The sequence below is a fragment of the Lysobacter luteus genome, from assembly GCF_907164845.1.
Taxonomy (GTDB): domain Bacteria; phylum Pseudomonadota; class Gammaproteobacteria; order Xanthomonadales; family Xanthomonadaceae; genus Novilysobacter; species Novilysobacter luteus.
Window position 1 is genome coordinate 988,835 of sequence record NZ_OU015430.1, and the last position, 14,613, is coordinate 1,003,447.

Annotated in this window: 12 protein-coding genes; 8 read left to right on the forward strand and 4 right to left on the reverse strand. The window is 68.7% G+C overall.

All coding sequences use genetic code 11. The features are described 5' to 3' along the window. Window positions 1–91 precede the first annotated feature (91 nt). Window positions 92–1,618: an aminotransferase class III-fold pyridoxal phosphate-dependent enzyme gene (locus tag KOD61_RS04660; RefSeq protein WP_215219880.1), complete on the reverse strand. Its 1,527-nt coding sequence runs from the start codon at window positions 1,616–1,618 to the stop codon at window positions 92–94. 211 nt (window positions 1,619–1,829) lie between these two features. On the opposite strand from KOD61_RS04660, the gene queA reads away from it, so the two are divergent. The 5 genes from queA to secF all read left to right on the forward strand — a co-directional run bounded on the left by queA (window position 1,830) and on the right by secF (window position 7,319). After that, window positions 1,830–2,882: a tRNA preQ1(34) S-adenosylmethionine ribosyltransferase-isomerase QueA gene (gene queA / locus KOD61_RS04665; protein WP_215219881.1), complete on the forward strand. Its 1,053-nt coding sequence runs from the start codon at window positions 1,830–1,832 to the stop codon at window positions 2,880–2,882. Then, a complete protein-coding gene (tgt, locus tag KOD61_RS04670) occupies window positions 2,879–3,997 on the forward strand; it encodes a tRNA guanosine(34) transglycosylase Tgt (RefSeq protein ID WP_215219882.1) in 1,119 nt (372 codons plus the stop codon). The genes queA and tgt overlap by 4 nt, the downstream gene beginning before the upstream one ends. 83 nt (window positions 3,998–4,080) lie before the next feature. After that, entirely contained in the window at window positions 4,081–4,416 is a 336-nt protein-coding gene (gene yajC / locus KOD61_RS04675; RefSeq protein ID WP_215219883.1) for a preprotein translocase subunit YajC, read from the forward strand. Window positions 4,417–4,472: 56 nt separating this feature from the next. Continuing rightward, window positions 4,473–6,338, forward strand: coding sequence for a protein translocase subunit SecD (secD, locus tag KOD61_RS04680; protein ID WP_215219884.1), 1,866 nt, complete (start codon window positions 4,473–4,475; stop codon window positions 6,336–6,338). A 12-nt stretch (window positions 6,339–6,350) separates the two neighbouring features. Next, window positions 6,351–7,319: a protein translocase subunit SecF gene (gene secF, locus KOD61_RS04685; RefSeq protein WP_215219885.1), complete on the forward strand. Its 969-nt coding sequence runs from the start codon at window positions 6,351–6,353 to the stop codon at window positions 7,317–7,319. Window positions 7,320–7,394: 75 nt separating this feature from the next. On the opposite strand, the gene KOD61_RS04690 is transcribed toward secF, so the two are convergent. Further along, complete coding sequence (locus KOD61_RS04690) at window positions 7,395–8,222, reverse strand: inositol monophosphatase family protein (protein WP_215219886.1); 828 nt, start codon at window positions 8,220–8,222, stop codon at window positions 7,395–7,397. 105 nt (window positions 8,223–8,327) lie between these two features. On the opposite strand from KOD61_RS04690, the gene KOD61_RS04695 reads away from it, so the two are divergent. The 3 genes from KOD61_RS04695 (at window position 8,328) to KOD61_RS04705 (ending at window position 12,353) form a co-directional block, all read left to right on the forward strand. Further along, the gene (locus KOD61_RS04695; RefSeq protein ID WP_215219887.1) at window positions 8,328–9,131 is read left to right on the forward strand and encodes an RNA methyltransferase; all 804 of its coding nucleotides are present in this window, start codon (window positions 8,328–8,330) and stop codon (window positions 9,129–9,131) included. A gap of 88 nt (window positions 9,132–9,219) precedes the next feature. After that, window positions 9,220–10,137: a phosphate/phosphite/phosphonate ABC transporter substrate-binding protein gene (locus KOD61_RS04700; protein ID WP_215219888.1), complete on the forward strand. Its 918-nt coding sequence runs from the start codon at window positions 9,220–9,222 to the stop codon at window positions 10,135–10,137. Then, entirely contained in the window at window positions 10,134–12,353 is a 2,220-nt protein-coding gene (locus tag KOD61_RS04705) for a putative bifunctional diguanylate cyclase/phosphodiesterase (RefSeq protein ID WP_215219889.1), read from the forward strand. The genes KOD61_RS04700 and KOD61_RS04705 overlap by 4 nt, the downstream gene beginning before the upstream one ends. Before the next feature lie 20 nt (window positions 12,354–12,373). Here the strand turns inward: KOD61_RS04705 and KOD61_RS04710 are convergent, their stop codons facing one another. Both KOD61_RS04710 and KOD61_RS04715 read right to left on the reverse strand, forming a co-directional pair. Then, window positions 12,374–13,015: an exopolysaccharide biosynthesis protein gene (locus KOD61_RS04710; protein ID WP_215219890.1), complete on the reverse strand. Its 642-nt coding sequence runs from the start codon at window positions 13,013–13,015 to the stop codon at window positions 12,374–12,376. After that, window positions 12,999–14,345 carry a hemolysin family protein gene (locus KOD61_RS04715; RefSeq protein WP_215219891.1) on the reverse strand — a complete coding sequence of 449 codons (1,347 nt, stop codon included), beginning with the start codon at window positions 14,343–14,345 and terminating at the stop codon, window positions 12,999–13,001. Before KOD61_RS04715 ends, KOD61_RS04710 begins: the two co-directional genes overlap by 17 nt. Between the last annotated feature and the right edge of the window lie 268 nt (window positions 14,346–14,613).

Sequence of the window (14,613 nt, forward strand, 5' to 3'; positions counted from 1 at the left end):
ATTGGATCGATAGGCGCCGCCTGTCCGACCCCCACCATGAAAAAAGCCGGGACACTGCCCGGCCTTTTTCCTGTCGCATAGCTCTGTCCGGTCAGGCGGCTGCGGCCTGGCTGGCGCGCGGGCCTTCCTTCAGGGCCCGGCCCACCATCCCGACCAGGAGGTCCAGCTCTTCGCTGGTCATGGTAAAGGTCGGGGTGAAACGCAGCGAGTTGGTGCCGCCGTGGATCACGCCGATGCCGTGCTCGCGCAGCCACTCCTCGGTCGATCCCGCCCCGTAGCACTTGAATTCCGACGACAGCTCGCACGAGAACAGCAGCCCGGTGCCCTGGACCTTGGTGATCAGGCCGCCGAGCTCGCCCTTGAGCTTCTCGAGCTTCTCGATCGCTTCCGCGCCGCGCGCGCGGATGTTCTCCCGCACGTCCGGGGTCACCATCGACAGCACCGCGCATGCGGTGTCGAGCGCGCGCGGGTTGGTGGTCATGGTGTTGCCGTACAGACCCTTGCGGTAGGTCTTGGACGCGCGCTCGCCGACGGCAAGCACCGACAGCGGATACTGGCCGGCGTTGAGTGCCTTGGAGTAGGTCTCCATGTCCGGCGCCTCGGCGTTCTCGAAGCCGGGGTAGTCGATGATCGACAGCACGCCGTTGGCGCGCAGACCGGCCTGGATCGAGTCGACCAGCAGCAGCGAGCCGTGGTCCTTGGTCAGCTTGCGGGCCGCGTTGTAGAACTCGACCGGGACGCTGCGGCCCGGGTCGCCTTCGCCCATCACCGGCTCCAGGAACATCGCCTCGATGAACCAGCCGTTCGCGTCGGCATCGGCAAAGACCTTGCGCAGTGCATCGATGTCATACGGCTCGATCGCGATCACGCTGTCTTCGCCGCGGTAGCTGGCCAGGTGCTGCAGGTAGGTCTTGCGGGTGGAGTCGGAGTACAGCGCCGGACGGTCGGTACGGCCGTGGAAACCGCCCTTGACCACCACCCGCTTGATGCTGCGACCGGCGTGGCGGCCGCCTTCGTCGGTCATGGTCTTGGCGTTGGTGTCGGCGATGCGTGCGGCAAGAGTGACCGACTCCGAGCCCGAGTTGAGGCACAGGAAGTGGCTGTACGGGCAGTCCCGGCCGATCCCGATCGCCTCGCGCAGCATCCGCGCGAACCTCATCTGCGAGACGCTCGGGGTCATGATGTTGGCCATCGCCTGCGGCCGCGCCATCGCCTCGATCACCTGCGCCGGCGCATGGCCGAATCCGAGCATCCCGTAGCCACCGGAGTCGTGCAGCACGGCGCCCTTCAACGTCACGATCCACGGGCCGCGGGCGGCGAGGGCGACGTACGGGTTAACCGCATCGTCCTGGTAGAAGTTGACGTAGGCGGCCTGGATGGCCTCGGCCTGCGCGCGCTCGTCGAGATCCAGCAGGTCGGCAACATCCGGGCCCAGGTCACCGGCCTTGATCCGTCCGTACTCGGCGACGGCGGCATCGACCGCTTCGGCCAGTTCGGCATTCCCGGAAAAGCGGGCGAGGGTGGCGTCGTCTAGGCCGACCGTACGGCGTTCGCCGGCGTGGGCGCGCAGGGGCGCGAGCTTGGCCGCGAAGGCGTTGTCGTGGGCAGTGCTGGACATCGGGTGGGGCCTCCTTGTTCGGAAACGCCGCAAACAAAAATGCGCGGCAACAGCCCGCGAAAAATCCTGCGATCCAGCGTTTCCTGTTTCTAATCAATCAGTTGCGTGATTCTATCACGCGGCCAATGCCGGGATAACCCCCGGCGCCCGTACACTGTGCCGTTCCGTCGCGCCAGCGCCGACGTGTATCGACCCAGCAAGAAGCCCCACCTTGAAGAAATCCGATTTCCGCTACGAGCTGCCGCCGGCCCTGATCGCCCAGGCACCGCTGGCCCGGCGGTCCGCCAGCCGCCTGCTGGTCGTACCGCCCGCGCCTGCCCCCTTCGCCGACCATGTGTTCCATGAGCTGCCGGCCCTGTTGGCGCCGGGTGACCTGCTGGTGTTCAACGACACCCGGGTGATCCCGGCACGCCTGTTCGGCAGCAAACAGACCGGCGGCCGCGTCGAGATCCTGGTCGAGCGGCTGCTCGGCGATGGCGAGGCGCGTGCCCAGCTGGGCGTCAGCAAGACGCCCAAGCCCGGTGCGCGGATCGCGCTGGACGCCGGCGGCGAGGCCGAAGTACTGGGCCGGGACGGCGAGTTCTTCCACCTGCGCTTCCACGTGGCCGAGGGCCTGGAGGCCTGGCTGGAGCACGCCGGCCGGCTGCCGTTGCCGCCCTACATCCAGCGCGAACCTGGCGCGGACGACGCCGAGCGCTACCAGACCGTGTTCGCGCGACAGGCCGGTGCGGTCGCCGCGCCGACCGCGGGACTGCATTTCGACCAGCCGTTGCTGGACGCCCTGGCCGCGCGTGGTGTGCAATCAGGCCACGTCACGCTGCATGTCGGGGCCGGTACGTTCCAGCCTGTCCGGGTCGACGACCTGTCCGAGCACGTGATGCACAGCGAGTGGATCAACGTCGGCGCGGCGCTGGTCGAGCAGGTGCGCCGTACCCGTGCGGCCGGCGGCCGCGTCATCGCCGTCGGCACCACCGTCGTGCGGGCGCTGGAGTCGGCGATGCAGCCCACCGACGCCAATCCCGACGGGGAGCTGCGGCCGTTCGAGGGGGAAAGCCGGCTTTTCATCCTCCCCGGTTACCGGATCCGCTCGGTCGACGCGATGGTCACCAATTTCCACCTTCCGGAAAGCACGCTGCTGATGATGGTTTCCGCGTTCGCCGGCAAGGACCGGGTCTTTGCCGCGTACGACCACGCCATCGCCGCCGGCTACCGGTTCTTCTCCTACGGTGACGCCATGCTGCTGTTCCCGGAGCCGGCCGCATGAGCCGGATGTCGTTCCAGTTGCTGTGCACCGACGGTGCCGCCCGCCGCGGCCGGCTGACCTTCCCGCGGGGCACGGTCGAGACGCCCGCGTTCATGCCGGTCGGCACCTACGGGTCGGTCAAGGGCGTGCTGCCTACCCAGGTGGAGCAACTGGGCGCCGAGATCATCCTCGGCAACACGTTCCACCTGTACCTGCGGCCGGGGCTTGAGGTGATCGAGGCGCACGGCGGGCTGCACGGCTTCGAGCGCTGGGACCGCCCGATCCTGACCGACTCCGGCGGCTTCCAGGTGTTCTCGCTGGCGCACAAGCGCAGGATCACCGAGGAAGGCGTCACCTTCGCCGCGCCGACCGACGGCAGCCGGGTGTTCCTCGGCCCCGAGGAGAGCATGCGTATCCAGAAGGTGCTCGGGTCTGACATCGTGATGATCTTCGACGAGTGCACCCCGTATCCGGCGACGGAGGAGGTCGCGCGTGCCTCCATGGAACTGAGCCTGCGCTGGGCCGCACGCTCGCGGCGTGCCCACGAGGGCAACGACGCGGCGCTGTTCGGCATCGTCCAGGGCGGCGTGCACCGTGAACTGCGGACCCGTTCGGCCGACGCGCTGAAGGACATCGGGTTCGACGGCTACGCGATTGGCGGGCTGGCCGTAGGCGAGCCCGAGGCCGAGCGAAACGCGATGCTCGAGCACACCACCCCTCAGTTGCCGGCCGACCGGCCGCGTTACCTGATGGGCGTCGGGCGACCCGAAGACCTCGTCGAGGCCGTCGCGCGCGGGGTCGACATGTTCGATTGCGTGATGCCGACCCGCAATGCGCGCAACGGCCATTTCTTCACCCGCGACGGCGTCGTGCGCATCCGCAACGCCAGGTACGAGAAAGACCTCCGCCCGATCGAGGAAGGCTGCGACTGCCACGCCTGCGCGGGCGGGTTCAGCCGCAGCTACCTGCGCCACCTGGACCGCTGCAACGAGATGCTGGGGCCGATGCTGGGCACGCTGCACAACCTGCGCCACTACCAGCGGTTGATGGCCGACATGCGCGAGGCCATCGCGCGGGGAACCTTCGCCGCCTTCCGCGAGTCCTTCCATGCGGCCAAGGCCCGCGCGGCCGGCTGAGCGGCCGCGCCAGCGCCGGCAAAGGGGCCGGACGCGCCCCGTGGCATAATCCCCGGCTATTTTCAGCCCCTCCGGAAACCGACATGAACCTGCTCGACCTCCTGATTGCCCCCGCCCATGCGCAGACCGCGGCCCAGCCGGGCGGCTTCGGCATGTCGCTGCTGTTCCCGATCCTGCTGATCGGCGTGATGTACTTCCTGATGATCCGCCCGCAGATGAAGCGCGCCAAGGAGCACAAGGCCATGCTCGAGAAGCTGTCGCGCGGCGACGAAGTGCTGACCAACGGCGGCATCGCCGGCACCGTGGTCGACCTGGGCGACAACTTCCTCACGGTAGAGATCGCCGACAACGTGCGCATCCGCGTGCAAAAGGGCGCGATCGGCAACGTCCTGCCCAAGGGCACCTTGAAGTCGGCCTGAGCCGTCTCCAAACCATTTGACGCACGGCGGCCGGGGAGCTGCCGCAGGGGCAATCGATGCTGACTTATGCGCGCTGGAAATACGTCGTACTGGTGCTCGCCATTCTGTTGAGCACGCTGTACGCGTTGCCCAACCTGTACCAGAAGGATCCCTCCGTCCAGGTCACCGCCAGCCGCGGTGCCCCGGTCGATGCCGCGCTCGTCGAGCGCATCGAGACGACCCTCGAATCGGCCGGCGTGCCGGTCAAGTCGGTCGAGCTGGGTGGGGACAACGTGCTGGTCCGGCTGCCCAGCCCCGATGCGCAGACCAAGGCATCCGACGCGCTGGAGCAGGTACTGGGCAGCGACTACGTGTCCGCGCTCAACCTCGCCTCCACCGTTCCCGACTGGCTGACCGCGCTTGGCGCGCAGGGCATGTCGCTCGGCCTGGACCTGCAGGGCGGCGTGCACTTCCTGATGCAGGTCGACCAGGCCGCCGCGCTCGACAAGCACCTCACCGCGATCGTCGAGGATGCGCGGGTGGTACTGCGTGATGCGCGCATCCGCTACGAGTCGGTCTCGCGCCGCCCCGACAACCGCATCGTGATCACCCTCGCGAACGCTTCCGACGTGGACAAGGCGCGCCAGCAGATCGCGACCAGCCAACCGGCGCTCGCGATGGACGCCGAGGGTCGCGTGATCACGCTCTCGATCCCGGATGCCGAGTTGCAACGCATGGCGACCGCCGCGCTGGAGCAGAACCTCGGCACCCTGCGCAACCGCATCAACGCGCTGGGTGTGTCCGAGCCGCTGATCCAGCGGCAGGGCAGTGACCGCATCGTGGTCGAATTGGCCGGCGTGCAGGACACCGCCGAGGCCAAGCGCCTGATCGGCGCGACCGCCACCCTCGAATACCGCGCGGCGCTGGAAGGCAACGCCTATGACGCCGTCGCCACCGGCAACGTGCCGCCGCAGGCCAAGGTGTACTACCGCAAGGAGCTGGGCCCGGACGGCAAGCCGATCCCGATCCTGCTCAACAAGCGCGTGATCGCCTCGGGTGACCAGCTGATCGGCGCCACCTCCGGCATGGACCCGCAGACTGGCACGCCGTCGGTGTCGGTGCGCCTGGACGCCTCGGGCGGCCAGCGGATGTTCGACTTCACCAGCCAGAACGTCGGAAAGCCGATGGCGGTGGTGTACATCGAGCGCATCCCCGAGGTGCGGATGGTCAACGGCGAGGAAGTCCGGACCACCCGCGTCAGCGAGGAGGTGATCTCGGTCGCCACCATCAACGGCGTCTTCAGCAAGGAGTTCCAGACCACCGGCCTGGACAGCGCCAAGGAAGCGGCCGACCTGGCGCTGCTGCTGCGCTCGGGTTCGCTTGCCGCGCCGATGGACTTCGTCGAAGAGCGCGTGGTCGGCCCGAGCCTGGGCAAGGAGAACATCGAGCGCGGCCTGACCGCGGTGGTCTTCGCCTTCGCGTTCGCGCTGCTGTTCTTCCTCGTGTACTACCGCATGTTCGGCCTGATCACCTGCGCCGCGCTGCTGCTCAACATCCTGATGCTGGTCGCGGTGATGTCGCTGTTCGGCGCCACCCTGACCTTGCCGGGCCTGGCCGGTATCGCATTGACGGTGGCGCTGTCGGTCGACGCCAACGTGCTGATCAACGAGCGCATACGCGAGGAGTTGCGCGCGGGCATGCCGCCCAAGACCGCGATCGCGACCGGCTACGAGAAGGCCACCGGCACGATCATGGACGCCAACCTCACCGCGATTCTGGCCGGTGTAGCGCTGTTCGCGTTCGGCACCGGCCCGGTCAAGGGCTTCGCGGTGTCGCTGATCGTCGGCATCATCACCTCGATGTACACCGCGGTGTCCGGGTCGCGCGCGATGGCCACGCTGATCTACGGCTGGCGCAAGAAACTCAAGTCCATCGCGATCTGACGGGAACCGAACATGAAACCTTTGACCATTTTCCCGGCCGAACCGCGGATCAACTTCCTCCGGGTGAAGTGGGTGGCGTTCGCCGTGGCGATCGCGCTGACCCTCGTGTCGCTCGGGTCGATCGCCACCCGCGGCTTCAACTTCGCGCTGGACTTCACCGGTGGCACGGTGACCGAGCTGCGTTTCGCCCAGCCCGTCGACATCGAGGACGCCCGCGGCCGCCTGGCCGAGGCCGGTTTCGGCGACGCGCAGGTGATCTCGTTCGGGTCAGGCAACGATCTGCTCGTGCGCATGCAACTCGACGGCGTGGAGGATGGCGAGGACAACATCGCCGCCAACGCGGAGGCCGCCGCGCAGATCACCCGCGCGGTGTCGACCCCCGACAACCCGGGCACTGTGGTGCGCAGCGACTTCGTTGGCCCGCAGGTCGGTCGCGACCTCGCGCTCAACGGCATCTGGGCGGTGATCTTCGTCGTCGTCGGCTTCCTGATCTACATCTCGTTCCGGTTCGAGAAGAAGTTCGCGATCGCGGCGGTGATCACCTCGCTGCAGGACGTAACCATCGTGCTGGGCTGGTTCTCGCTGACCGGGCACGAGTTCGACCTGACGGTGCTGGCCGGCGTGCTGGCCGTGCTGGGCTTCTCGATCAACGACACCATCGTGGTGTTCGACCGCATCCGCGACAACTTCCGCTCGATGCGGGCCGACCCGGACGCGATCATCAACGCATCGATCAACCAGACCCTGTCGCGCACGGTTATCACCTCGTTCGTGGCGTTCCTGGCGGTGCTGGCGCTGTACCTCTACGGCGGCGGTTCGCTCAAGGGCATGGCCGAGGCGCAGATGATCGGCGTGGTCGTCGGCACCCTGTCCTCGATCCTGATCGCCTCGCCGTTGCTGACGCTGGGCTTCCTCAAGGTCACCAAGCAGGACCTTCTGCCCAAGGCCAAGGACGAGGCGGCGCTTGCGCGTCGTCCCTGACCGGCCTGCAGGTTCACAGGTACGAAAAAGGCCGCGTCCAACGCGGCCTTTTTCATGGGCGGGTGTCGCCAGGTCTCAGTCGAAGGCGCTGGCGTAGCCGGTGTTGACGATCCGCTGCTGCAGCAGCTCGGCCACTTTGATGTTGCCCGCCAGCAACGGACGGCCATCGACGCCGCGCGCATCCATCGGGCCGGTCGTGCGGCCACGGAAGTCGGAGACCTTGCCACCGGCCTCGCGCACCATCAGGGCGCCGGCGGCGATGTCCCACGGCTTCACGCCGGCTTCGAAGTACGCGTCCGCGCGGCCGCAGGCGACGTAGGCCAGGTCGAGGGCGGCCGAGCCGGTGCGGCGGATGTCCTCGATCTCGACCAGCAGCGTGTCGACACACTTGAGCTGTGCGCTTGCGCGCTTGCGCTCGCGCGGCGGGAAGCCGGTCAGCACCATCGCGCCGTCCAGGTCCTTGCGGTCGGCCACGCGCACGCGCTTGTCATTGAGGGTGGTGCCGCTGCCGCGGCTGCTGGTGAAGAGCTCGTTGCGCAACGGGTCGAAGATCACGCCATGGACCGGTTCGCCGTTCTCGACAAGCGCGATGGACACGCAGAAGTGCGGGATGCCACGGAGGTAGTTGCTGGTGCCATCCAGCGGGTCTATCACCCAGGTGAACCGGCTGCCGACCTTGGACTTCACCGAACCGCCTTCCTCGCCGAGGATCGCGTAATCGGGGGTTGAGCGGCGGAATTCCTTGATGATCTCCTTCTCGGCCAGGCCATCGACTTCGCTGGCGAAGTCCATGCGGTCCTTCTCCACCACGTTCAGCGCATCGAGCTTGTACATGTGCCGCAGCAGCACGTTGCCGGCGGCGCGAGCGGCCTTGACCATGAGGGTGACGGCGGGTTTCTGCATGGCGAACGGCCTCGAGGGAGGTGGGGGAAGGGCTGGCGGGGGGAAAGAGCGGGCCGGCGATGGCACGACGGAGTCGTGGCCGGCCGCGCAGTTTACCATTGCCCGATGAACACCGAAGCGACCCCGTACGAGGCCGGAGCGCCCGCCCGAGCAACCCGCGGCCCGGATGCCGCACTCCGGCTGCGGATCGTGCTGGTCGGCACCCAGCACCCCGGCAACATCGGCTCGGCCGCCCGCGCGCTCAAGACCATGGGACTGGCGCGGCTGGTCCTGGTCGCCCCCGAAAAGTCGCCCAATGCCGAGTCATCGGCGCTGGCAGCTGGCGCGGACGATGTGCTGGAAGGCGCTGCCCGGCACGACACCTTGGCCGAGGCGGTCGCCGACTGCCGGCTGGTCCTGGGTTGTACGGCCCGCAGCCGGCGGGTCGCGCTGGAGGAACTGCTGCCGCGCGACGCCGCGACCCGCGCGGTCGCCACCGCGACCGGCGGCGCGGAGGTGGCGCTGGTGTTCGGGCGCGAGCGCACGGGACTGGAAAACGAGGAGCTGCAGCTGTGCCACGCGGCCGTCCACATCCCCGCCAATCCGGACTACAGCTCGCTCAACCTTGCCGCCGCCGTCCAGGTACTGGCCTACGAATTGCGCCTGGCGCTGCTGGCCGGTGCAGCCCCGGCTCCGCCCACCGAGCCGCGCGACCCGCCGGCCTCGCACGCGCAACTGGAGGGATTGTTCGGCCAACTGGCCGAAACCCTCGACGAGATCGACTTCCACAAGGGGCGCGCGCCTGAATCGGCGATGCGCAAGCTGCGGCGCCTGTTCCTGCGGGCTGACATGGACGAGCGCGAGGTGCGGCTGCTGCGCGGCATCCTGTCCGACGCACAGCGGATGGCGATGCTGGCCCGGCGCAGCTGAGCTGTCCGGACGGGGCAGTATCGGCGGACCTGCGTTTGAATTAGTCTGCCGCGGTGCCCTTTGTCAGGGGCGTCCCTGGGGTTCCGTCTTGACCGTCCGCCTGTGCAGCCTGGCTTTCCTGCTGCTCGCCGCATTTTCGTGCGTTGGGCCGGCGTCCGCCGCGGACGATGGCGTGCTGGTGCTCGGGCGCATAAGCGACGACCCGCATACGCACTACGAACAGCTCGAGCCGCTGCTGGATTACGTGGTTCCGCGGATGGCCGACGTCGGCATCCGCGAAGGCCGCATCCTGATGGCGCGCGATTCCCAGCAGATGGCCAGCTACCTGCGGCGTGGCCGGGTCGATTGGGTCACCGAGACCGCCGGCACCGGCATGCTGCTGCGCGAGCGCGCCGGCGCCGAGCCGTTGCTGGTGACCGAGAGAGACGGCACCAGCCACTACCACAGCGTGTTCTTCGCCCGCCGCGACAGCGGCATCGATACCCTCGAGGACCTGCGCGGTCGCCGGATCGCCTTCCAGCGCCCGTCGTCCACCAGTGCCTATTTCGCGCCCGCCGGCGAGCTGCTGGCCAACGGCATCGAGCTGGAGATCCTGCTCTCGCCGGTTGACCGGATCGAGACCGCAGCGGTGGGCTACGTGTTCGCGCGCTCCGAGCTCAACATCGCCACCTGGGTGCACAAGGAGCTGGTCGATGCGGGGGTGATGAGCAACCTCGACTGGATCAACCCCAGGCGCATGCCGCCCGCCTTCAAGACAGACCTGGTGGTCATCGGCCGGACCGACGACTACCCGCGCGCGGTCGAGCTGGTGCGCCACGACATGGACCCCCGGGTGCGCGCCCGGCTGCAGCAGGTGCTGGTCGAAGCCGCCGCCGACCCGGCCGCGCGGGAGGCGATGCTGCGGTTCTTCCAGACCACGCGCTTCCTGCCGATCGACCCCGCGTCCGAACAGGCGTTGAGGCGGATGCAGACCGGCGTGGCGCGGGTGCGGGCGGAGGTCGAATGAAGCTGCGTCCCGGCCTGCATGCACAGTTCCTGCTGGTCATGGCCGGCGCGCTGCTGGGCGTCACTGTGCTGGTCGGGATGCTGCTGCACCGCCAGCACCGCATGCAGGACGAGGTGGAAGACCTCAGCCGCGACGCGATGGGCACGATGGCCAGCGAGAGTCTGCAGCGGCGGGGTGAGGGCACGGTGGCGCAGCTGGCCGAGTCGCTCGCCAACCCGATGTACTACTTCGATCTCGACGCTATCGGCGCGCTGGTCCAGACCACGCTGCGGCAGCCCGACACGCGCTACGTGCTGGTGTTCGACGCCAATGGCCAGGTGCTGCACGACGGCACCGACGAGATCCGCGGCTATGGCGAGCCGATGGCCGACGCCTTTGCCTACGAGGCGATGAACGCCCGTAGTGTCCACGCACAGTTCGGCGAGTCGATCATGGACGTGTCCACGCCGGTGACGATCGGCAGCGAGCGCATCGGCGGCATCCGGGTCGGTTATGACCTGGGCGCCATCCAGGCGGCGCAGGAGGGCGCCATCGGCGACCTGCGCGGACGCCTCGCCGACCTCGGACGGCGCAACCTCGCCTGGCTGGTTTCGTTCGGCTTCGCGTTGCTGGTGCTCGGGGCCGCCGTTTCGTGGATGGTCCGCCGCACGCTGGTGCAGCCGATCCGCGCCCTGGCCGATGCCGCGCGCGAGATCGAGGCGGGGCAGTTCGAACCGGGCGCGAGCGATGACCGGCGGTTGCCGTCCCGCGTGCGGTCCGACGAGCTGGGCGATCTGATGCGTGCGTTTGGCCGGATGCGCGAGAGCGTGGTCCGGCATGACCGCGATATCCGCCGGATGGCCTACACCGACGCGTTGACGGGCCTGGCCAACCGGCTTGCGTTCCGCGAGGCGCTGGACCACCACCTGCTGAGCCTGCACGGTGGCAGCCGCGAGCTGGCGCTGCTGTTTGCCGATATCGACGACTTCAAGCGCATCAACGACACCCTTGGCCACGACGTCGGCGACGAGGTGCTGCTGCAGTTCGCACAGCGCATCCGCATGGTGGTCGACCGGCTCGGCGGCGACGGCGCGATGCTGGCGCGGTTCGGCGGCGACGAGTTCGTGATCCTCGTCGAGAGCGATCCGGCCGCCGGCCAGGCCGGCCATGCCCGGGCCGTGGCCGCGCGTTTGGCGGAGGCGCTGGTCACCGCCCTCGGGGCGCCGCTGTCGCTGCAGGGGCGGCAGGTGTTCCTGGGTACGTCGATCGGCATCAGCCTGTTCCCGGACGATGCCGAAAGCGCTACGTCGCTGATGAAGAACGGCGACATCGCGATGTACCAGGCCAAGGTGGCCGGCAAGAACTGCTACCGCTTCTACAGCCGCGCCATGGACCAGGCGGTCGAGCGGCGCGTGCACCTGGAGCAGGAGTTGCGCGAGGCCTGGGGCCGTGGCGAGCTGAGCCTGGCCTACCAGCCGATCCACCGGCTGTCGGACGGACGGATGGTGGGTGCCGAGGCCCTCCTGCGCTGGCGCCACCCGGAGCTGGGCATGATCGCGCCGTCGGTGTTCATCGACGTGGCCGAGCAGAGCGGACTGATCGAGTCGATCGGGCCCAAGGTGCTGCGTGCCGCCTGCCGCGATGCGATCCAGTGGCCGCAGGCGCATGCGGGCGACCCGCCGCTGTTCGTGTCGGTCAACGTGTCCCCGCGCCAGCTGCGCAGCGGCGACCTGCCGCAGGTCGTCGCCGCCTGCCTGGCCGACAGCGGGCTGGAGCCCGCCCGTCTGCACATCGAGCTGACCGAGACCGCCGTGATCGGCGACGAGATCCTCGCCAACAAGCTGCTGACGCGCCTGCGCGAGACGGGGGTGAAGGTCTGGCTGGACGACTTCGGCACCGGATTCTCGGGGTTGAGCCACCTGCGCCGGGTGCCGGTGGACGGGGTGAAGATCGACCGCAGCTTCGTCGCCGACATCCTGCGCGACCCCGACGACCTCGCCCTGACCACGGCGATCATCGCGATGGCCCATTCGCTTGGCATCACGGTGGTGGCCGAAGGCGTCGAAAAGGAGGGCCAGTACGGGCTCCTGCGCGAGCGCGGTTGCGACCAGGCGCAGGGCTTCTGGCTGGGCCAGCCGATGCCGCTGGAGGCGTTCATGGCGCAGTTGCGTGCCGACCGGCCGTTGCCGGCACCGGCCCCGCGCTCGCCCCTGGACAAGATGCTCGACCGCGGCTGAGCACGGCGGCGTGCGCGTTGTCAGATCAGCAGGTCGACCCAGCGCGCCGCCATCGCCGCCAGCTGCCCGGAGAGCACCCCGAACACCGCCACGGCGGCCGCCCCGGCAATCCAGGCGATCGCCATCAACCGGCCGTCGCGCTCGAGCAACGCAAACGCGAACAGCAGCAGCAGGCCACCGAACACGAAGTTGGTGAAGGGGATCGGCAGCGAAAGCAGCAGGCCGAGCAGGATCAGCATCATCCCGGTCACCGCGCTGGCCGGGCGGTAGTCGAGCATGGCGCTGGCGCGCGGCCGGACCACGCGTTCCAGCCGCGCAAGCCACGGTGACAGGCGGTTGCGGAACCGCACCATCAGGTGACGATGCGGCCCACGACGGGCGATGAACTTCGGCAGCCACGGCTTGCGTAGCCCGAACAGCAACTGCAGACCCACCAGGACCACCAGCGGCCCGCTGACGGCTCCGCCTACGCCCGGGATCGGGATGAAGGCGGGCAGGGTGGTCACGAACAGCAGCATGCCGAACGACCGCTTGCCCAGGCCGGCGAACACGTCGCCCAGCTGCAGCACCTCGTCGGGGTTGCCGACCGCGAAGGCGTCGAGCAGGGACCGGGTGCCCGCTTCGGCGAGGGTTTCGCGGTCGTACCTACCCGGTGGTTTCATCGTCGTTCGAGTCTTCGGGAGCGTCGCGGTACAGCAGCAGCTTGTCGATGCGCGGACCGTCGAGGTCGGCCACTTCGATCCGCCAGCCCGGCCACGAGAACATCTCACCGACGTTGGGGATGCGCCCGAAGTGGGCGATCACCATGCCGGCGGCGGTGTGGAAATCGTGTTCGTCCTGCCCCGGGACGTTGTCGCCCAGCAGTTCGCGCAGGTCCTCCACGTGCAGCGAGCCGTCGATGAACCAGGAGCCGTCGGCGCGTTCCACCACGGGCGAGTCGCTCTCCTCGAAGCCCTCGGACCCCGACGCGCCGGACTGCACCCGGCCGATCACCGCGCTCATCACGTCGTTGACCGTAACCACGCCGGTCACGTCGCCGTACTCGTCGACCACAAGCGCGAGCGACTGCTGCTCTTCGCGGAAGATCTCCAGCAGCTTCATTGCGTGGGTCGACTCGGACACGAACAGCGCCTCGCGCATGTCGCCGAACAGGTCGATCGGCTCGCCCGGCGCCAGCGCGCGCAGCAGCGACTTGGCCTCGACCACGCCGACCACGTCCTGGTCGCTGCCGCGCAACACCGGGAAGCGCGAGAACGGCGAACTGCGCATGACCGCCAGGTTGTCGATGAGCGGCGCGTCGGCGTCCAGCCAGGTGATGCGGGTGCGTGGGGTCATCAGGCTGTCGGTGGTCCGGTCGCCCAGCCCAAGCACGCGGTTGACCATCTTGCGCTCGTCGGCGTCGATCACGCCCTGCTCGTGGCTTTCGCTCACCAGCATGCGGATCTCCTCTTCGCTGATCGCCGTGCGCGCGTCGTCCCGGATGCCCAGCAGGCGCAGGACGGCGCGGTTGATCGCGCCCAGTGCGAGGACGATCGGAGTGGCCGCGGAGGCCAGTGCGGACAGCGGGATCGCCACCGCGCAGGCGATGCGCTCGGGATTGGTGATCGCCAGCCGCTTGGGCACCAGTTCGCCGAAGATCACCTGGGCGGCGGTGATCAGCGCCACCGCGGTACCGATGCCTATCGGCTGTGCGTACTCGGTGGCCGCAGGCCACACGCCGAGCAACCAGCCGGAGATGATCAGGCCGATCGCCTCGCCACCGAACAGGCCGGTCAACACGCCGATCAGGGTGATGCCGACCTGCACGGTGGAGAGCATCTTGTCGGGGTGTTCGGCCAGCACCAGCGCCTTCTGCGCCGCGCGGCTGGGCGCGGTGGTGTCCTCGGCGAGCTGCTTGAGGCGCAGCTTGCGGGAGGTCACCAGCGCCATCTCCGACATCGCGAAGAACGCGTTGAGGACGATCAGGGCCAGGACGATCAGCAGCTCGAGCACGGGGCGGCTCCTGACCGGGACGGAGTGGGGCAGTGCGGGTGCCGCGCGGAACCGGCAGGCGGAGGTCTTGGGTCGTCGTCCATTGAGGGGCGGGGGAACAGGCGCGCCGGAAGCGGCGCCGGCCGATGTTATCAGCTGGCCCGCCAGCGCCCGGATGAAGCCCGGGTGAGCGAATCCGTCACCAAACCGTCATAATCGCGCCGGCAGCGTGCGCCGTAGGCCATGCCATCCCCCTCCATTTCCAATCCTGCTGTCCGGTACCGACACG